16 protein-coding genes and 1 pseudogene are annotated in these 18516 nt (G+C 70.6%); 11 read left to right on the top strand and 6 right to left on the bottom strand.

Going from position 1 to position 18516, the window contains the following annotated elements; all coding sequences use genetic code 11:
- Window positions 1-47: 47 nt before the first annotated feature.
- A complete protein-coding gene (locus tag NRF20_RS04630; protein WP_266355202.1) occupies window positions 48-620 on the bottom strand; it encodes a rhodanese-like domain-containing protein in 573 nt (190 codons plus the stop codon).
- Window positions 621-720: 100 nt separating this feature from the next.
- Between NRF20_RS04630 and NRF20_RS04625 the strand changes: the two genes are divergently transcribed.
- Window positions 721-999 (top strand): metal-sensitive transcriptional regulator, encoded by a 279-nt coding sequence (locus tag NRF20_RS04625; RefSeq protein WP_093896672.1) that lies wholly within the window; start codon window positions 721-723, stop codon window positions 997-999.
- A gap of 40 nt (window positions 1000-1039) precedes the next feature.
- On the opposite strand, the gene NRF20_RS04620 is transcribed toward NRF20_RS04625, so the two are convergent.
- From NRF20_RS04620 to NRF20_RS04610, 3 genes are read right to left on the bottom strand one after another with little or no spacing between them, the layout of a single operon-like run.
- Window positions 1040-1801 (bottom strand): sulfite exporter TauE/SafE family protein, encoded by a 762-nt coding sequence (locus NRF20_RS04620; protein WP_398631579.1) that lies wholly within the window; start codon window positions 1799-1801, stop codon window positions 1040-1042.
- On the bottom strand, window positions 1798-2157 hold the full coding sequence (locus NRF20_RS04615; protein WP_413754525.1) for a rhodanese-like domain-containing protein: 360 nt from the start codon (window positions 2155-2157) through the stop codon (window positions 1798-1800). Before NRF20_RS04615 ends, NRF20_RS04620 begins: the two co-directional genes overlap by 4 nt.
- Window positions 2158-2216: 59 nt before the next feature.
- On the bottom strand, window positions 2217-3593 hold the full coding sequence (locus NRF20_RS04610; protein WP_413752050.1) for an MBL fold metallo-hydrolase: 1377 nt from the start codon (window positions 3591-3593) through the stop codon (window positions 2217-2219).
- A 227-nt stretch (window positions 3594-3820) separates the two neighbouring features.
- Between NRF20_RS04610 and NRF20_RS04605 the strand changes: the two genes are divergently transcribed.
- The 10 genes from NRF20_RS04605 to NRF20_RS04560 all read left to right on the top strand — a co-directional run bounded on the left by NRF20_RS04605 (window position 3821) and on the right by NRF20_RS04560 (window position 15903).
- Window positions 3821-6505 carry a beta-N-acetylglucosaminidase domain-containing protein gene (locus NRF20_RS04605; RefSeq protein ID WP_413752049.1) on the top strand — a complete coding sequence of 895 codons (2685 nt, stop codon included), beginning with the start codon at window positions 3821-3823 and terminating at the stop codon, window positions 6503-6505.
- Between the two features lie 227 nt (window positions 6506-6732).
- Entirely contained in the window at window positions 6733-7701 is a 969-nt protein-coding gene (locus NRF20_RS04600) for an NADPH:quinone oxidoreductase family protein (RefSeq protein ID WP_398631582.1), read from the top strand.
- Window positions 7698-8885: an acyl-CoA dehydrogenase family protein gene (locus NRF20_RS04595; RefSeq protein ID WP_413752048.1), complete on the top strand. Its 1188-nt coding sequence runs from the start codon at window positions 7698-7700 to the stop codon at window positions 8883-8885. The genes NRF20_RS04600 and NRF20_RS04595 overlap by 4 nt, the downstream gene beginning before the upstream one ends.
- Window positions 8882-10012, top strand: coding sequence for an acyl-CoA dehydrogenase family protein (locus NRF20_RS04590; RefSeq protein ID WP_413752047.1), 1131 nt, complete (start codon window positions 8882-8884; stop codon window positions 10010-10012). Before NRF20_RS04595 ends, NRF20_RS04590 begins: the two co-directional genes overlap by 4 nt.
- Window positions 10013-10186: 174 nt before the next feature.
- The gene (locus NRF20_RS04585; protein ID WP_413752046.1) at window positions 10187-11791 is read left to right on the top strand and encodes an ABC transporter substrate-binding protein; all 1605 of its coding nucleotides are present in this window, start codon (window positions 10187-10189) and stop codon (window positions 11789-11791) included.
- Between the two features lie 23 nt (window positions 11792-11814).
- A complete protein-coding gene (locus tag NRF20_RS04580) occupies window positions 11815-12780 on the top strand; it encodes an ABC transporter permease (protein WP_266365007.1) in 966 nt (321 codons plus the stop codon).
- Window positions 12773-13630: an ABC transporter permease gene (locus tag NRF20_RS04575; RefSeq protein WP_266355190.1), complete on the top strand. Its 858-nt coding sequence runs from the start codon at window positions 12773-12775 to the stop codon at window positions 13628-13630. The genes NRF20_RS04580 and NRF20_RS04575 overlap by 8 nt, the downstream gene beginning before the upstream one ends.
- Before the next feature lie 77 nt (window positions 13631-13707).
- A complete protein-coding gene (locus NRF20_RS04570) occupies window positions 13708-14625 on the top strand; it encodes an ABC transporter ATP-binding protein (protein ID WP_398631650.1) in 918 nt (305 codons plus the stop codon).
- Window positions 14618-15310 (top strand): ABC transporter ATP-binding protein, encoded by a 693-nt coding sequence (locus tag NRF20_RS04565; RefSeq protein WP_398631586.1) that lies wholly within the window; start codon window positions 14618-14620, stop codon window positions 15308-15310. Before NRF20_RS04570 ends, NRF20_RS04565 begins: the two co-directional genes overlap by 8 nt.
- 80 nt (window positions 15311-15390) lie before the next feature.
- On the top strand, window positions 15391-15903 hold the full coding sequence (locus tag NRF20_RS04560; RefSeq protein WP_398631587.1) for a GNAT family N-acetyltransferase: 513 nt from the start codon (window positions 15391-15393) through the stop codon (window positions 15901-15903).
- Window positions 15904-16192: 289 nt separating this feature from the next.
- Here the strand turns inward: NRF20_RS04560 and NRF20_RS04555 are convergent.
- A pseudogene (locus tag NRF20_RS04555) lies at window positions 16193-16348 on the bottom strand (glycosyltransferase); the annotation flags it as partial.
- A gap of 6 nt (window positions 16349-16354) precedes the next feature.
- On the bottom strand, window positions 16355-18502 hold the full coding sequence (gene helR / locus NRF20_RS04550) for an RNA polymerase recycling motor ATPase HelR (protein ID WP_398631588.1): 2148 nt from the start codon (window positions 18500-18502) through the stop codon (window positions 16355-16357).
- Window positions 18503-18516 lie beyond the last annotated feature (14 nt).

Raw genomic sequence — 18516 nt, 5'->3', positions numbered from 1 at the left:
CCCGCTACGGAGGGCTCCAACCGTGCGGCCTCCCGTTACGTGGCGGCTCAGCTCTGGAGGGCGTCCAGTGTCGTGTCCAGGTTCGCGGCCGAGTGCGGGGCCCGGTTGTACGGCAGCTTCGACAGGGCCGCCGCCATGCCGCACGTGTTGGTGACGGCGGAGAAGACGAGCCCGGAGCCGACGCCGGCGGAGATCCAGCGCGCGGCCGGGAAGCGCACACCGGCGAGCAGGCCGGCCACCACGAGCGAACCGGCGGCGAGCCGGACCTGACGCTCCATCGGCCAGGTTGCCCTGGCCCCGGCGGGACGGTCGAGATCGCGGCCCTCGCCCTCCCAGGCCGAGGTGCCGCCGGACAGGGTCACGGCGTCGATGTCGGCGGCTGCGAGAATGTCGCAGGCCCGGGTGGAGCGGACGCCGGAGGCGCACACCATGAGAAGCGATCCGCGGGCCGCGGCGGACTTCAGAGCGGCCACGGCCTCGTGGAGGCGGTCCAGCGGGATGTTCAGAGCACCGGGAACGTGCCCGGAGGCGTACTCGCCGGGGGCCCGCACATCGATGACGGTGAACTCCGCGAGGCGGGCCGCGGCCTGGGCGGGGGAGAGGGAGACGGGGCTGGTCACGAGCAGTGTTTCCTTTCGTTCACCGGGGCTGAGGAGAGACTCGGTCTCTCCTTCCCCATTCAGGTTAGAATACCCCTTGGGGTATCAGGAGGAGGATGTTGTGGAACTCGACATGGCGGCCGACGAACTGAAATCGGTCCTCAACCGACTTCGCCGCGCACAGGGCCAGCTCGCCGGGATCATCAGGATGATCGAGGAGGGCCGGGACTGCGAGGACGTCATCACACAGATGGCGGCCGTTTCCCGGGCGCTCGACCGGGCCGGTTTCGCGATCATCGCGACGGGCCTGCAGCACTGCATGGCCGACGGCGGCAGTGAGCCCGCGGACCGCGACCAGATGCGGGCGCGACTGGAGAAACTCTTTCTCTCGCTGGCCTGAGCAGAAGGCGGGGGCCGGTGGCCGGGGGTGACGCCGTGGCTCACACCACGGCGTCGACGAGCATGAACACGGCCACGGCCAGCAGTACCGCACCGAAGACCCGTTGCAACGCGGCCGTGGACACCCTCGCGGCCAGGCGCTGCCCGTCCCAGGCCCCTAGCACCGCCGCTGCCGTGAACGGGGCGATCACTGCCCAGTCCAGCGCGGTGGGCGTGGCGAGGCGGGCGACCAGGGCGGCCGTGGAGTTCATCGTGATGACCAGCAGGCTGGTACCGACCGCCGCGGTCATCGGGAGGGCCAGCACGGTGACCAGGGCGGGCACCGCGAGAAACCCGCCGCCCACGCCGAGGAACCCGGTCACGGCACCGAGCCCGGCGCCCGCCCGCGCGGCCCGCCCGGCGGGCACGGAGTCCGTACCGTCCCCGTCCTGTGCCGCGGGCTCCGCCCGGGGGCGGAGCATCCGTACCGCGGCGACCACCGCGAGCACCGCGAACGCCGCGGTCAGCACCCCGGACGGAATCCGCGCCGACAGCGCCCCGGCGACCGCCGCCGGAACAATTCCTGCTGCTGCGAAGAGTCCGCCCGTACGCCAGCGGACCCTGCCCTCCCTGGCATGGGCGACCAGCCCGGTGAGGGACGTGATGATGACGATGAGCAGGCCGGCGGTGGTGGCGGCGGCCGGGGTGAAGCCGAGCAGATAGATCAGCGCGGGGACGGCGAGAACGCTTCCGCCGCCGCCCAGCCCGCCGAGCGCCAGACCCACCACCGCCCCGGCGGCCAGCGCCAGGATCAGCGTGGTCATGCGACGATGCCCGCCGTCCCGTGCCGGCCGTGCACGGGCAGGCCCGCGGCGGCCCAGGCGATCATGCCGCCCACGACGTCGACGGCCTGTGAGCCGCGGTCGGCGAATATCCGGGCCGCCTGCCGGGACCGGTTGCCGGAGCGACAGATCACCACCATCGGACGGCCCGTCGCCGAATCCGGCAGCGATGCGCCCTCGGCGAGCCGGGACAGCGGCAGATGGATCGCACCCGGCGCGTGCCCGGCGTGCCACTCTGACGATTCACGTACGTCCACCAGAACCGCCGCACCGCCGGCGGTCCGCCGGGCGGCCTCGGCCGGGGTGACGCGGCCGAGGCCGCGACGGAAGAAGGACATCAGGGAAGACAAGGAAAACACTCCTCGGGAGCGGCGTTCGGGGTACGGACGTCGGGCGGTCAGGCCGGGGAAGCAGGGACGGTCAGGCTCAGACCGGCCTGTACCGCCGCACCGAAACCGTCGTCGACGGCCACCACCTCCCGTCCTGCCGCATCCAGCAGTGACGCCGCGATCGCCGCCCGCATCCCGCCCGCGCAGTGCACCCACACGACGCCCGGCGGCACTTCGTCCAGCCGCCGGGGCAATTCGTGGACGGGAATGTGCACCGCCCCCGTGACGGCACCGCCGCTGTGCTCGGCGTCCCTGCGCACATCGAGAACCACCAGGTCCTCGCCGCACGCCCGGGCAGCCGCCAGACCTGCGAAGTCGGACCTGCGGAACGACCGCAGCTCTGCCGGCTCGCGTACCCAGTCCTCGGGATCGCCGATGGCCGCGGCCACCGGCCGGCCCATACCGACGCGGGACAGCTCCCGCTGCGCATGCGCGACATCGGCGGCCGTGCCCGCCAGCAGGGTGACCGGCTTCCCCCGAGGGATCAGCCAGGCCAGATACGTCGCGAGCTGTCCCTCGCCCTCGAAGTTGAACGATCCGGCGACATGCCCCTCGGCGAACGCCACCCGGCTGCGCAGATCCACCACCCACTCGCCCGCGGCCAGCCGCCGGGAGATGTCCTCGGCATCGGCCGTGCCGGGCGGGGTCAGATCGATCGGATCGGGGCCCGCCGCATTGACCGGTCCCATGTGGGCGTAGTAGGCGGGTACGTCGTCCAGACCGGCGAGCAGTTCGGCGACGAACGTGTCCACGTCCTTGACCAGCGCGTCGTTCCGCTTCCGCTCGTCGCCGACGGTCGACGTTGTTTCCTCGGTCTGCGAGGAGGAACAGAAGCTGCCGAAACCGTGCGTCGGCAGAACAGGAACGGCGTCTTCGAGCTCGTCGGCGAGCCGGTTCGCGGAGGCGTGCTGGGCGCGGGCCAGTTCGGCGGTGAGCCGCGGCTCCACCAGATCGGGCCGGCCCACACTGCCGATCAGCAGTGAGCCGCCGGTGAAGGCGGCGACGGCATGACCGTCCTCCTCCAGCACATAGGACGTGTGGTGCGGGGTGTGCCCGGGAGTGGCGAGCGCGCGGAGGGTGAGCCCGTCGTCGACCGGTGCCGTGTCACCGTCGGCCACCGGCACCCGGCTGAAGGAGACCTCCGCGGCGGCGGGCACCAGGTACCGCGCCCCGGTGACGCGCGCCAGCTCCAGGCCACCGGTCACATAGTCGTTGTGCAGATGCGTCTCCACCACCAGGGCGATCCGCACGCCGCGCCGGGCGGCCGCGGTGATGACCCGGTCGATGTCGCGCGGCGGATCCACGACCACGGCGGCCCGCTGCCCGCCCGCCAGATAACTGCGGTTGCCGAGGCCCGCTGTCTCCATGGTGTCGACGAAGAACACGACACGGCTCCTTCCGTTCGTTTTACCCCAGGGGGTATCTGTTGTTCAGAGTAACATTGATACCCCAGGGGGTATTTTGACAGGAAGCGAGACATGGGCAACGTCGATAAAAGCCCAGGTCCACGTATTGATGTTGTCCAGACCATTGACATGCAAGCGACACGATGTTGAATTCGGTCTTGTTGTGTTGTGCGACTCCGGTGACTTGAGTGATCAATGGAGGACCAGTGACGCCTCGCCCACCCCGTCTCACCGCGCTAGGCGCGGCGGCGACCCTGCTCGCCGGCGGTCTGCTGACCGCCGTGCCGCCCGCCCAGGCAGCCGACAGCACCCGCACCACCACCCCGGCGAAGGCCGCGGCGGGTCAGCGGACCCCCGCCATCACACCTACCCCGCGGTCCGTCAAGAGCCGATCCGACCGGATCACCATCAGCCCCACCGTCACCCTGGTGGCGGGCGCAACTTCCGACGAGCCATCCCTCGAGGTGGTGGAGACCGCGCTGCGCCGGGCCGGTGCGCAGCACGTCGTACGCAGTGACAGACCCGGCAGGAGCGGTCTCACCGTCCATGTCGGTGACTCCGCCGCGCTCGCCGCCCAGCACCTCGACGGCCCGTCCGCGCTGCCCGCCGACGGCTATGTCCTCGGCATCGGCGCCGGTCGCATCGTCCTCGCCGGCAAGGACACCACCGGCACGTACTACGCCGCGCAGACCCTGCGTCAGGTCCTGCCGCAGGCGCAGCATCCGGGTGCCGAGGTCGCCGGACTCGCGGTACGCGACTGGCCCGGCACCGCACTGCGCGGTGTCATCGAGGGCTTCTACGGCACCCCGTGGTCGCACGAGGCCAGGCTCGACCAGCTCGACTACTACGGCGAGCACAAGATGAACATCTATGTGTACTCGCCGAAGGACGACCCGTATCTTCGCGCGAAGTGGCGCGACGCCTACCCCGCCGACCGGCTGGCCCAGATCAAGGAGCTCACCGACCGGGCCGTCCGGCGGCATGTGGAGTTCACGTACGCGCTCTCGCCCGGCCTCTCCGTCTGTTACAGCTCGGATGCCGACGCCAAGGCGCTGGTCGACAAGTTCCAGACGATCTGGGACATCGGAGTACGGACCTTCGCCGTGCCCCTCGACGACATCAGCTACACCGACTGGAACTGCGCCGAGGACAAGGCGAAGTGGGGGACCGGCGGCGCTGCGGCAGGCGCGGCGCAGGCCTATCTGCTCAACCGGGTCAACAAGGAGTTCATCTCCACCCACCCGGGCGCCCAGCCGCTCCAGATGGTCCCCACCGAGTACTACGACGTCTCCGCGTCGCCGTACAAGAAGGCGCTGTCCGAGCAGCTCGACCCCGATGTCCTTGTCGAATGGACCGGTGTCGGTGTCGTCGCACCGACCATGACCGTCGTGCAGGCCGACGCCGCCCGCACGGTCTTCAACCACCCGATCCTGACGTGGGACAACTACCCGGTCAACGACTATGCGACCAACCGACTGCTGCTCGGCCCGTTCAACGGACGGGAGAAGGGTCTGCCCGGCAAGCTGGCCGGGATCACCGCCAACCCGATGATCCAGCCGTACGCCTCGAAGATCGCGCTCCATACCGTTGCCGACTACGCCTGGAACGACGCCGCGTACGACCCCCGCGCCTCATGGGGTGAGGGACTGAAGGAGTACGCGGGCGGCGACCCCCGCACCGAGAAGGCGCTGCGGGCCTTCGCCGACGTCAACTACAGCTCGGCACTCAACAAGGACCAGGCCCCCGAACTGGCGGCGGAGTTCGCCGGTTACTGGAAGTCCGGTGACGCCGCCCGGCTTTCCTCGGTGCTCGGTGCGCTCGGCTCCGCGCCCGGCCGGTTGCGCAGCAGCCTCCCGGACCGCGGCTTCATCGCCGACTCCGGCCCCTGGCTGGATGCGACCGCGTCCTGGGCGACCGCCGCCCGCACTGCCCTGCGCATGGTCGAGGCGGCCCGAGCCGGAAAGGGGGCGCAGGCCTGGGAGCTCCGGCAGCAGCTGCCGGCGCAGGTCACCGCGGCGAAGTCCTTCACGTACACCGGCCTCGACGGCCGCAAGGTGCCGGTCGCCGTCGGCGACGGGGTACTGGACCGGTTCATCGACGCGGCGAACGCCGAGCACGACCGGATCCTCGGGGTGAGCGGGCGGCCCTCGGCATCGACCAGCCTGGGCACGTACCAGAGCAACACGCTCGCGCGGATGCTGGACGGCGACGACTCCACCTACTTCTGGAGCGATGGCGCGCCCGCCGCAGGTGACCAGATCACCGTGGATCTGGGCCGGGCGCGGGACATCGGCGACATCACCCTCGCCATGGCCAAGCCGGGCAGTACCGACGACTACCTCCACGAAGGGGTGCTCGAGTACTCGGCCGACGGGCAGAGCTGGCAGCAGCTCACCGCCTTCTCCGGAAAGCCGGACGTCACCGCGACCGTGGACGCCGGAACGAAGGCCCGCTATGTGCGGGCACGGGCGACCGCGGCCCAGGACAACTGGCTCGTCGTACGGGAGTTCAGCGTCGTGACCGAGGACGGTGAGGTGACCGGCGGACCGCCCGCCGCGACCGGATCCTCGCTGCGGGCGGCGTCCGACGGAGACCCGGGCACCGTCTACCGGGCGGCTCGCGCTCCGGAGGCCGGGGAGGCGCTGGAGGTGGGGCTCGTCGCCGCGCGTCCCGTGCGGTCCGTCACCGTCCTGCAGCCGGCCGGGTCGGCGGGCCGAGCCGACATCCAGCTGCGGGGCACCGACGGAACGTGGCAGACCGTCGGCGCGCTTGTCGGCCCGTACACCGAGGTATCCACCGCGGGCCGTACGGCCGACGCGGTACGCCTGGTCTGGAGCGCGGGGTCGGCGGCGCCGCAGATCGCCGAAGTGGTGGTGGCCGGCCAGGACTGAGGTCTGACCGGCGGATCGCGGGCGGGACTACGCCGTCCACCTCCCCGGTCGGTCCCGTGGACCCGTCCCACGCCCGGTACGGCACGAAGTCTCTTCGAGCCGGACCGGGCGCATCCATGTCCGCCTCAGGCCGAAACCGGCAGCGGCAGGTTGTTCCCAGAGGGGCAAGCGACCGCTTAGTATGCGCCGGAGCAGTGGTAATGCCGACAGTGTTGTGGAGGCCCCTCATGCAGGCATGGCGAGTGCACCGGAACGGCGAGCCGAGTGAGGTGATGCGGCTCGAAGAGACCGACCGGCCCACAAGCGGCGACGGGCAGGTGCTCATCGAGGTGCTCGCGGCGAACATCAACTTCCCCGACGCGCTGCTCTGCCGCGGCCAGTACCAGGTGCGGCCGCCGCTGCCGTTCACACCCGGCGTGGAGATCTGCGGCAGGACGGCGGACGGACGCAGGGTGCTCGCCACCCCCGCCCTGCCGAACGGCGGATTCGCCGAGTACGTCGTCGCGGACGAGGCGGCCCTCCTGCCCGCCCCGGACGCCCTCGACGACGCCGAGGCCGCTGCCCTGCACATCGGTTACCAGACCGGCTGGTTCGGCCTGCACCGCAGGGCGCACCTCCAGGCGGGCGAGACCCTCCTGGTCCACGCCGCGGCCGGCGGTGTCGGCAGCGCGGCCGTCCAGCTCGGCAAGGCGGCCGGAGCCACCGTCATCGGTGTCGTCGGCGGCTCGGAGAAGGCGAAGATCGCCACAGAACTCGGCTGCGACCTGGTCATCGACCGCCGCAGCGAGGACTTCGTCGCCGCGGTCAAGGAAGCCACCGGCGGACGTGGCGCCGACGTGGTGTACGACCCGGTCGGTGGCGACGCGTACGCCAAGTCCGTGAAGTGCATCGCCTTCGAGGGCCGGGTCGTCGTCGTGGGCTTCGCGAGCGGCGTCATCCCCACCCCGGCGCTGAACCACGCCCTCGTCAAGAACTACTCGGTCCTCGGACTCCACTGGGGCCTGTACAACACCAAGGACCCGGCCGCGGTCCGCGCCTGCCACGACGAACTCACCCGGCTCGCGGCTCAGGGCGTCATCAAGCCGCTGATCAGCGAGCGGGTCGGGCTGGCCGGGGCCGCGGTTGCCGTCCAGCGGGTCGCCGACGGCACCAGCACCGGCCGGATCGTCGTCCTCCCGTCAGGAGCCGCCCGATGACCGCACCCGACGCGGCCGGACTGCGCCGCCGCACCCAGGACCTGCTCGCCGCGCACCCTCCGGCCACCACCGGCCGCACCGAATTCCTCAAGGCCCGCTTCGACGCCGGACTCGCCTGGGTGCACTACCCGGCCGGCCTCGGCGGCCTCGACGCTCCGCGCTCCCTGCAGCCCGTCGTCGACGCCGAACTCGCCGCCGCGGGCGCACCCGACAACGATCCGCGCCGGATCGGCATCGGCCTCGGCATGGCCGCCCCCACCATCCTCGGCTACGGCACGGACGAGCAGAAGCAGCGCTTCCTGCGGCCGCTGTGGGTCGGCGAGGAGGTCTGGTGCCAGCTCTTCAGCGAACCGGGCGCCGGCTCCGACCTCGCCGCACTCGGCACCCGCGCCGTCCGCGACGGCGAGGACTGGGTGGTCGACGGACAGAAGGTCTGGACGTCCAGCGCCCATCTGGCCCGCTGGGCGATCCTCATCGCCCGCACCGACCCGGACCAGCCCAAGCACCGCGGCATCAGCTACTTCATCTGCGACATGACCGACCCCGGCGTCGAGGTCAGGCCGCTGCGCCAGATCACCGGCGAGGCCGAGTTCAACGAGGTCTTCCTGACCGGCGTACGCATCCCGGACAGCAGGCGCCTCGGTCCGGTCGGCGAAGGCTGGAAGGTCGCCCGGACCACCCTGATGAACGAGCGGGTCTCCATCGGCGGAGCACGTATCCCGCGCGAGGGCGGCATGATCGGCCCGGTCGCCCGCACCTGGCGCGCGCGTCCCGAACTGCGCACCCACGACCTCCATCAGCGCCTGTTGACCCTCTGGGTCGAGGCCGAGGTGGCCAGGCTCACCGGCACCCGGCTGAGCCAGCAGCTCGTCGCCGGACAGCCCGGTCCCGAAGGCTCCGGGATGAAGCTCGCCTTCGCCCGCCTCAACCAGGAGATCAGCAGCCTGGAAGTCGAACTCCTCGGCCAGGAAGGTCTGTTGTACAGCGAATGGACCATGCGCCGCCCGGAGCTCGTCGACTTCACCGGACGTGACGCCGGCTACCGCTACCTCCGCTCCAAGGGCAACTCCATCGAGGGCGGTACCAGCGAGGTGCTGCTCAACATCGTTGCCGAGCGCGTCCTCGGCCTGCCCGTCGAGCCGCGCAACGACAAGGACGTCGCCTGGAAGGACCTGGCCCGATGACCGCACCGACCGAAGAGACCCAGGCACCCGATCTGCTGTACTCGGAGGCCGAGGACGAGCTGCGGGCAGTGGTGCGTTCGTTGCTCGCCGACCGGTGCGACGCGCCGGCGGTGCTCGCCCGCGTCGAGTCCGACACGCCGTACGACCCGCAGCTCTGGAAGGCCCTCGCCGCCGACATCGGGACCGCCGGGCTGCTGGTGCCGGAGAAGCTGGGCGGGCAGGGTGCAGGACACCGGGAGGCCGCGGTGGTGCTGGAGGAGCTGGGCCGCAGCGTCGCCCCCGCGCCGTATCTGACGAGTGCGGTCGTCGCCACCGAGATCCTCCTCGCGCTTGCGGCGCAGGACGGACCGGTCGCCGAACTCCTCGGCGACCTCGCCACCGGACGCAGGACCGCGGTCCTCGCCGTGCCGTTCTCCGCCCCGGCGCCCGACGCCGCGCAGCCGGCCGGTGTCGTGGCCGGCGCGGTGGAGGGGATGGTGACCGGCGTCGCCGACGCGGCCACGGCCGATGTGCTGCTGGTGCCGACGACCGATGGTCTGTACGCGGTGGAGACCGGCACCACCGGTGTCACCGTCGAGCCGCTCGTTTCGCTCGATCTGACCCGCCCGCTCGCCACCGTCCACCTCGCCAAAGCCGCCGGAACCCGCCTGGCCGACGGTGCGTCCGCAGTCTCCGCCGTGCGCCGAGGACTGCTGGCGGGCGCTGGGCTGCTCGCCTCCGAACAGCTCGGACTGGCCGAGTGGTGCCTGACCGAGACGGTCCGCTACACCCGCGAACGGCACCAGTTCAACCGGCCCGTCGGCTCGTTCCAGTCCCTCAAGCACCGCATGGCGCAGCTCTGGCTGGAGGTCGTGTCGGCCCGCGCCGCCGCACGAAACGCCGCGGACGCCCTCGCGACCGGCAGCCCCGACACGCCGTTGGCGGTGGCCGTCGCGCAGGCGTACTGCTCGAAGGTCGCGGTGCACGCGGCGGAGGAGTGCATCCAGCTGCACGGCGGCATCGGCATGACCTGGGAGCACCCGGCGCACCTGTACCTCAAGCGCGCCAAGGCCGACTCGATCGCATACGGCACGGCCGGACACCATCGCGAGGCCATTGCCGAACTCGTGGAACTGCCCGCGCCGTAACCGGACGCAGGGAACGGCCCTCGACACAACGGGACTTGGGAGCGGAGGTGCGTGTTCACGCATCTCCGCTCCACCGTTTCCCCGTCCGGCGGGGTACCGGGCATCCCTTTACCTGTTGTTTAATTGCGACTGATTCGCAACAGCGGTCGACCCTCAATAAGGGATGTGCAGAGTATGACGGCCCGATCGATACGGGGAGCGGTCGCCGCGACACTGGCGACCGTGCTGTCGTTGACCGCGGCAGCCTGTTCACAACCGGGTGGCCCGGACGGCAGCAACTCCGGTTCGGGTGCCGAGGACTCGGCGGTGGTCGGTATCGCCTACGAGCCCGACAGCCTCAGCCCGCTCCTCGGCTACGGCAAGGACGGCAACTCCAAGATCTTCGACGGGCTGCTCGCCCTCGACGGGAACATGAAGCTGCGGCCCGCGCTCTCCACCGCCCTGCCCGAGGTGAGCGACGACGGACTGACGTACACGTACAAGCTCCGCCGAGGTGTGAAGTTCAGCGACGGGAAGCCGTTCGGCGCCAAGGACGTCGTCTTCACCTACCGCACCATCCTGGACGAGAAGACCAACAACGCGTCCCGGACCGAACTCGACGCGGTGAAGAGCGTCGAAGCCACCGGCGACGACACCGTCGTCTTCACGCTCAAGTACCCCTACGCGCCCTTCGCCCAGCGCACCGTCCTGCCCATCGCCCCCGAACATGTCGCGGGCGGGCAGGACGTCAACACCGGCGCCTTCACCACCCACCCCATCGGCACCGGACCGTACGTTCTCACCAAGTGGTCCAAGGGCGAGAAGCTGAGCTTCAAGGCCAACCCCGACTACTGGGGCGGCGCACCGAAGGTGAAGAAGTTCACCATGGCGATCATCAAGGACGACGACGTACGCGCCACCCGGCTGCGCTCGGGCGAGCTCGACGGCGCGATCCTGCCGCCCAACCTGGCCAAGGGTTTCGCCCGCGACAGCGGCACGCGCACGTACGCCGCCACGACGTACGACTACCGCACCGTGACCCTGCCCACCCACAACGAGGTCGCGGGCGACACCGCGATCCGGCGCGCCCTCGATGTCGCAGTCGACCGGCAGGCCATGGTCGACTCCATACTCAACGGCGAGGGCAGGGCCGCCTACGGTCCCGTCCCCACCGACAGCGAGTGGTTCGCCAAGGGCACCGAACGCACCCACGACCTCGACGCCGCGAAGAAAATCCTCGACGACGCCGGGTGGAAGCCCGGCAAGGACGGCATCCGCGCCAAGGACGGCGTACGCGCCGCGTTCCCGCTCTGGTACCTCACCGGCGACAAGCTCCGCCAGGACCACGCACTCGCCTACGCCTCCGACGCCAAGAAGGCCGGCATCGACATCACCACCGAGGCCGGGACCTGGGAGGTCATCGAGCCCCGGATGAAGCAGGACGCGGTCCTCGCGGGCGGCGGATCGCCCGCCGACCCCGACTTCGACCAGTACACCCTGCTGAAGTCCTCGCTCGCGGGCGACGGCTTCAACAACATGGCGTGGTACGACAACAAGGCCGTGGACCAGGCCCTCGAAGCGGGCCGCAGGAGCGGTGACACGGCCGAGCGCAAGGCCGCCTACGACACCGTCCAGCGTGAACTGGTGAAGAACCCCGGCTACACCTTCCTCACCCACATCGACCATCTCTACGTCGTGAAGGACCGTTTCGGCGCGCTCACCACCCAGGTGGAACCGCACGACCACGGTCTGGCATCCGGCCCGTGGTGGAACGTCGAGGACTGGACGCCGAAGAAGTGAACCACCGCCTCCCCTGGGGGCCGATGGGCAGGATGGCGGGGCGGCGGGCGCTGCTCGCCGTCCCCGTCCTGGCCGCCGTGACGTTCGGTGTCTTCGCCGTCGCCGCTGCCTCCCCCTTCGACCCGGTCAAGGCGTACGCGGGCACCGCCGGCCTCACCGCCTCGCAGGAGAACCTCGATCAGCTGCGGGACAACCTCGGTGTCGACCAGCCCCTGGTGACCCGCTGGTGGAACTGGCTGACCTCCGCGCTGAGCGGCGACCTCGGCGACTCCAGCGTGATGCGCCAGCCGGTCGCCGATGTCATCGGCGAACGCCTGGGCTGGTCCGTGCTGCTCGCCGCGAGCGCCTTCGTCGTCGCCGTCGTCCTGGGTACGGGCCTCGGCGTGCTGGCCGCACGCAGGCAAGGCGGCCTGCTCGACCGGTGCGTCAGCTCCGCCGCGTACACGCTCGAAGCCGCACCGGCCTTCTGGCTCGGCCTGCTCGCCATCTGGTTCTTCGCCCTGAAACTCGATGTGCTCCCGGCCGGTGGCCTCACCGACGCGGACAGCGACACGGTCACCCTCGGCCAGGTCGCCACCCATCTGGTGCTCCCGGCGGCCGTGCTCGGGATCTCCCAGCTGCCGTGGTTCTTCCTCTACGTACGCCAGGGCGTCGCCGACGCACTGGACGAAGACCCGGTGCGCGGCGCACGCGCCCGTGGACTGCGCGAACGCACCGTGCTGCTCGGCCACGCACTGCGCTCCGGGATGCTGCCGATGCTCACCCTCATCGGCTCCCGCGTCCCCGAACTCATCACCGGCGCCCTGCTCGTCGAGACGGTCTTCAGCTGGCCCGGCATCGCCGCCGCCACCGTGCAGGCCGCCACCTCCGTCGACTTCCCGCTGCTCGCGGCGCTCACGGTGCTCGCCACCGTGGCGGTCGTCCTCGGTAACCTCCTCTCCGATCTGCTGTACGCGATCGCCGACCCGAGGGTGGGCTTCGATGGCTGAACTCGTCCTCGGACCCGCCCGCCGCACGACCCGCCGTATCCGCGTGGTCAGCTCCGCCGGGATCGTCGCCGCGGTGCTGCTCGCGGTACTCCTCGTACCGCCGCTGGTCCAGCTCGACCAGCAGGCCGTCGACCTCGCGGCCAAACTCCAACCACCCTCCTGGGAGCACCCGTTCGGCACCGACGATGTCGGCCGTGACCTGCTGCTGCGCTGCGTCTACGGGCTCCGCGTCTCGCTGCTCGTCGGCATCGTCGCCGGGCTCACCGCCACCGTCATCGGGACCGCCGTCGGTGCGCTCGCCGCCGCGTTCGGGGGCTGGACCGACCGGATCGTCATGCGGCTCGTGGACACCTTCTCGTCCGTACCGCATCTGCTGCTCGGCATCTTCATCGTCGCCATGTTCCGGCCCGGCGTCGGCCCCGTGATCGTGTCCGTCGCCCTCACCCACTGGCTCTCGACGGCACGGATCGTCCGCTCCGAAGTCCTGTCGCTGCGCTCGCGCCCGTTCATCGACGCGGCGATCTCCGGTGGCGCCTCGCGCGGGCGGGTCATCATCCGGCATCTGCTGCCCGCAGTGCTTCCGCAGGCGGGACTCGCCGCGGTGCTCATGGTGCCGCACGCCATGTGGCACGAGTCAGCGCTCTCCTTCCTGGGGCTCGGACTCCCCACCCACCAGGCGAGCCTCGGCAACCTCGTGCAGACGGCGCGCGGTTCGCTGCTTGCCGGGGACTGGTGGCCGACGCTCTTCCCCGGCCTGTTCCTGATCATCCCGACACTCGCTCTGGCGGGCCTCGCCGGCGCCTGGCGGGAACGGATCAACCCGCGCCGCCGATCGGAGCTGATGCTGTGAAGCCCACCCCGGACCCGCAGACCTCGGACCCGCAACCCCCGGTCCTCTCCGTCCGTGGGCTCTCCGTCCGCTTCCGGATGCGCGGCGGGCGGCACATCGCGGCCGTCAGCGACGCACGCTTCGACCTCGCGGCGGGGGAGTGCCTGGCCCTGGTAGGCGAGAGCGGCTGCGGCAAATCCGTACTCGCCTCAGCGCTGCTGGGGCTGCTGCCCGGCAATGCACAGACCGAGGGTTCGGCGGTGCTCGGTGACGGGACCGATCTCCTCGCCGCCGATGAACGGACCCTCGCGCGGACGGTACGAGGCCGCCGCATCGGACTCGTACCGCAGAGCCCCGCAGCCCACCTCACCCCGGTCCGAACGGTGCGCGCCCAACTGGAGGAGACCCTCCGTGAACTGACCGGCATCCGAAAGCCCGCGCTGCGCGCCGCGGCGGAGCAAGCCGCCGCACGCGCCGCTTTCCCGGCCGGCCACCTGGACCGGTATCCGCACGAGCTCTCCGGCGGTCTCGCCCAGCGCGCCGCAACCGCGCTCGCCCTGATCGGCGACGCGCCCCTCCTCCTGGCCGACGAGCCGACCACCGGACTCGACCGAGACCTGGTCGAGCGAACCGTCGACGAACTGCGCCGCCACACCGACGGGGGCAGGGCGCTGCTGATCATCACCCACGATCTGGCCGCGGCCGAGCGGATCGCCGACCGGGTCGCCGTGATGTACGCGGGCCGCATTGTCGAACTCGCCGACGCCGACCGGTTCTTCGGAGAGCCCGGACCACGCCATCCGTACGCGCGCGGCCTCCTCGACGCCCTGCCCGAGCGTGCCTTCGCCCCCATACCAGGAATGCCGCCGGAGCTCGGAGCCCTCCCCGACGGGTGCGCTTTCGCGGCCCGCTGCAGCCGCGCCGACGACCGGTGCTCCGTACCACCCCCGTTCGACGGCCGTCTCGCCTGCCACCACGGTGTGCGGGCAGGCACGGAGGAGTCCGCCCATGCTTGAACTCACCCGTATCACCGCCGGATACGACCCCCGCGACCCCGTCGTCCGCGGTGCATCCCTGACGATCGCGCCGGGGGAGTCCGTCGGACTGCTCGGCCCGAGCGGCTGCGGCAAATCCACCCTGGCCAAGGTCGCCGCTCTGCTGCATCGACCGGACGCGGGCACGGTCGTACTCGACGGAAGGCCGGTACGGGGCTGGCGGCACCGCGCCCCGCGGGCGCAGCGCACCGCGGTCGGCGTCGTCTTCCAACAGCCCCGGCTCTCGGCCGACCCCCGGCTCAGCCTGCGCGAACTCATCGCCCAGCCGCTGCGGGCGACAGGCCGGCGCGCGGAGGTGACGGACCGGGTGGCCGAGCTGGCACCGGTCGTCGGTCTCACGGCCGAACTGCTGAACCGGCGTCCCCACGAGGTGAGCGACGGCCAGTTGCAGCGCGCCTGTCTGGCCAGGGCGCTGGTCCTGCGGCCGCGCTGGCTGATCTGTGACGAGATGACCGCGATGCTCGACGCGTCGACGACCGCCGCTCTGGTCGCGGTGGTCGAGGCCTACCGACGCGAGTCCGGGGCCGGGCTGCTGGCCGTCGGCCATGACCGGGTGCTGCTGGAACGCTGGTGCGACCGTACAGTCGGCTGGCAGGGAATCTCCGGGCGCGTCGCGGCGCAGGAGTCCATGAACCCGGCCGGATGAGGCCGATGCCCTTCGCGCACTCGACCATGGGGGTCCTGGGACAAGCCCCGCATCCGGCGGATCCAGGCGGAGGGAAAAACATGGCTGGTCAGTGGGTAAAGCTGGAACTCGATGTCAGCGCGTTCGACGCGGACCGATTTGAGGAGTACGTGACGAGGTGTCACGCCGATGGCATCCGGCTGACCACTCTTGCCGAATTGGGAGACACACCGGAACACCGCCGCGCCTTGTACGAGTTGAACAAGGAGTGTGCCGCCGACATACCTGAGCGGGGCGAGTTCTACTCGTTCGACGAATACACCGAGCGTCGGCTGGAAGTCCCTTCGTATGATCCGCGCGGTGTTGTGATCGCACTGGACGGCGAAGCCTGGATCGGCATGGCGGCGACTTCCGACCATGGGGACTTCGTCTTCAACGAGATGACCGGAGTGAAGGCCGAGTACCGAGGGCGCGGCGTGTCCATCGCCATGAAGACGTTCGGGATGGGCTTTGCCGGAATGTGTGAAGCGCGCACGGTCCGCACCTTCCACCATCCGGCGAACACAAGCGCTATCGCCATGAACCGGACGATGGGCTTCGTCGACGCCGACTGACCTGACGGGGGAACGGCGAAGACCCACCGCGTGGTCGGGATCGCGTGCTCCACGCGCTCGACCCGCAGCACGCACGGTCCGCGAACTTCTTCAGTTGATCCGAGGGCAGCGACACCCGACTGCGTGACTCGCTCGCCGTCACGTCCGTACTCATGCTCGCTGGGCGTCTCCTTCTCCGCCTCGTCAGAGCGGTACGCAGGCGGAGCCGGTCACCGACGCCGAGGGGTGGGATCTCGGGATCGAGGCGTACAGGCCGGGCGCGGACGGTGATGGTGTCGTGCACGCCGGCGAGCGCGCGGCGGCCCTGCGCGCGGATCGCCTCGATGACCGCCCGGGCGACGTCCTTCGAGGCGCTCCTGGCCATGCTGCCGAAGCCCACATACACCGGTGGTGCGTCGGCGTCCAGGAACGCCACCGACTCGGCCGGGAGCGGGCGTGCGTCCGGCCGACGTCAGGAGCTTGTGAGGATGACGAGTTGCCGGGTCGCCCGGGTCATCGCGACATAGCGGTCGACCGCTCCTTCGATTCCCTTGCCGAACGTCTCCGGGTCGATGAGGACGACCAGGTCGAACTCGAGCCCCTTCGACAGCTCCGGGGTCAGCGACCGGACGCGGGACGTCGCCCGGAATGTGGGATCGCCGATGACGCAGGCGGTCCCGTCAGCATGTGCGGCGAGCCAGGTGTCGAGGATCGAGCTCAGATCCGAAGCAGATCCGTGTACGACGGGGACGTCGCTGCTGCGGATGGAGGTCGGCACGTTGGCGTCCGGGAGCACGGCCCGGATGACCGGCTCGGCTTCCGCCATGATTTCCTCCGGCGTCCGGTAGTTGATGCTCAGGGAGGCCAGGTTGATCCGGTCGAGCCCGATCCGCTCGAGCCGTTCCTGCCACGACTCCGTGAACCCGTGCCTGGCCTGGGCACGATCCCCGACGATCGTGAAGCTCCGGGACGGGCACCGGAGCAGCAACATCTGCCACTGCGCGTCGGTCAGTTCCTGAGCCTCGTCCACGACGATGTGCGCGAACGGGCCGGCGAGCAGGTCCGGTTCGTTGCTGGGCAGTGCGGTCTCGTCGACCAGGGTGTCCTTCATATCCTGTCCGCGCAGCATCGTCACCACACCTTCACCGTCGTCATCGGCCTCGAGCAGGGCGTCGACGACCTGGGCCATGTGCTCGCGTTCGGCGGCGACAGAGGCGTTGTGCCGACGCTTGCGTCGCGACGCCTCCGGGTCGCCGATCCGCTGCCGTGCCGCGTCCAGGAGCGGCAGGTCCGACACCGTCCAGGCCTGGGCGTCCCCGCGCTGCAGCTGCGACACGTCATCGGGGCTGAGCCAGGGAGCGCACTTCCGCAGGTAGGCGGGTACCGACCACAGATCTCCGACGAGGTCGGCCGCTTCGAGCAGCGGCCACGCGCGGTCGAAGGTCGTGAGCAGCTCCCTGTCCTGCAGCAGCGACTTGCGGAGGAGGTCGGCCGAGGCGTCGCCGTCGTGCTTGTCCACCAGGATCGTGAGCAGCTCCTCCCAGATCTGGTCGCGCGCCTCGTTGTGCGGAGTACCGGGTCCTGCTGCTTCGAACGCCACGGCCCAATCGTCGGCGCTCAGCCAGATGTCGGACCAGTGGGTCGTGATCGTCATCCCCTTGGTGGGTGGCTCCTCGTAGAACCTGACGGCCGTCTCGATCGCCTTCACCAGGTTCGCGGACGACTTCAGGAGTGCCACGTGCGGGTCGGCCTCGAGCGCTGCTGCGGCTCCCTCGGCGACGAGGTCTGGCAGGGTGCAGGTCTGCACGCCCTCCTCTCCGAGGCTGGGGAGGACATCGGCGACGTAGCCCAGGTAGGGCTGGTGCGGACCGACGAACAGTACGCCGCCCCGGCGGTGACCGAGGTGAGGGTCGGAGTAGAGGAGGTAGGCGGAGCGGTGCAGAGCGACGACGGTCTTCCCCGTACCCGGACCGCCGTCGACGACGAGAGCGCCGCGGGATCCCGCGCGGATGATGGCGTCCTGGTCGGCCTGGATGGTACCGAGCACGTCTCGCATCCGTGGTGACCGGTTGCTGCCCAGGCTGGCGATGAAGGCGGACTGGTCGTCGAGCGCGGCGTGCCCGGCAAACCCGTCCGAGGTGAACACCTCGTCCCAGTAGTCGCTGATCCGGCCGCGGGTCCAGCGATACCTGCGGCGGCTTGCCAGCCCCATCGGGTTGGCGTGGGTGGCTCCGAAGAACGGCTCAGCCGCGGGGGAGCGCCAGTCGAGCAGCAGCCGACGACCCGCGCTGTCCTTGAGGCCGAGTCGTCCGACGTACACGGGCTCGGAGTTGTCTGCGCCGACCATGTGTCCGAGGCACAGGTCCAGACCGAAGCGACGCAGTGCGCGCAGGCGCACGGTCAGCCGGTGGATCTCCATGTCCCGGTCCATCGCCTGCCGGCCCAGGCCGCCGGGCGCCTTGCGCTCGGCAGCGAGGCGTTCGGACAGGTCGGCGATCGACTGGTCGAGGCACTCCGCGATGGCCGCGAAGTGCTGCTCATCGCCGACGATCAACGTCGGGTCGGCCTTGGGGGAGAGGTGGCCGGGAAGGTCAAACGCGCTGGTGGTCGGGGGTTTCACGTCAGCAGCTCCGA

The organism is Streptomyces sp. R-74717 (assembly GCF_047305335.1).
Lineage (GTDB): Bacteria > Actinomycetota > Actinomycetes > Streptomycetales > Streptomycetaceae > Streptomyces > Streptomyces atratus.
Note: the sequence above shows the minus strand (reverse complement) of the source record. Positions and strands in the feature narration are given on the sequence as shown.

What these genes read in the sequence shown, in the direction of transcription:
- NRF20_RS04615 (WP_413754525.1), bottom strand. Translation starts at nt 2,157, where the DNA reads ATGTCCTTCTTCCGTCGCGGCCTCGGCCGCGTCACCCCGGCCGAGGCC.
- NRF20_RS04580 (WP_266365007.1), top strand. Translation starts at nt 11,815, where the DNA reads ATGGGCAGGATGGCGGGGCGGCGGGCGCTGCTCGCCGTCCCCGTCCTG.
- NRF20_RS04575 (WP_266355190.1), top strand. Translation starts at nt 12,773, where the DNA reads ATGGCTGAACTCGTCCTCGGACCCGCCCGCCGCACGACCCGCCGTATC.
- NRF20_RS04570 (WP_398631650.1), top strand. Translation starts at nt 13,708, where the DNA reads ATGCGCGGCGGGCGGCACATCGCGGCCGTCAGCGACGCACGCTTCGAC.
- NRF20_RS04620 (WP_398631579.1), bottom strand. Translation starts at nt 1,801, where the DNA reads ATGACCACGCTGATCCTGGCGCTGGCCGCCGGGGCGGTGGTGGGTCTG.
- NRF20_RS04590 (WP_413752047.1), top strand. Translation starts at nt 8,882, where the DNA reads ATGACCGCACCGACCGAAGAGACCCAGGCACCCGATCTGCTGTACTCG.
- NRF20_RS04565 (WP_398631586.1), top strand. Translation starts at nt 14,618, where the DNA reads ATGCTTGAACTCACCCGTATCACCGCCGGATACGACCCCCGCGACCCC.
- NRF20_RS04595 (WP_413752048.1), top strand. Translation starts at nt 7,698, where the DNA reads ATGACCGCACCCGACGCGGCCGGACTGCGCCGCCGCACCCAGGACCTG.
- NRF20_RS04585 (WP_413752046.1), top strand. Translation starts at nt 10,187, where the DNA reads ATGACGGCCCGATCGATACGGGGAGCGGTCGCCGCGACACTGGCGACC.
- NRF20_RS04560 (WP_398631587.1), top strand. Translation starts at nt 15,391, where the DNA reads ATGGCTGGTCAGTGGGTAAAGCTGGAACTCGATGTCAGCGCGTTCGAC.
- NRF20_RS04600 (WP_398631582.1), top strand. Translation starts at nt 6,733, where the DNA reads ATGCAGGCATGGCGAGTGCACCGGAACGGCGAGCCGAGTGAGGTGATG.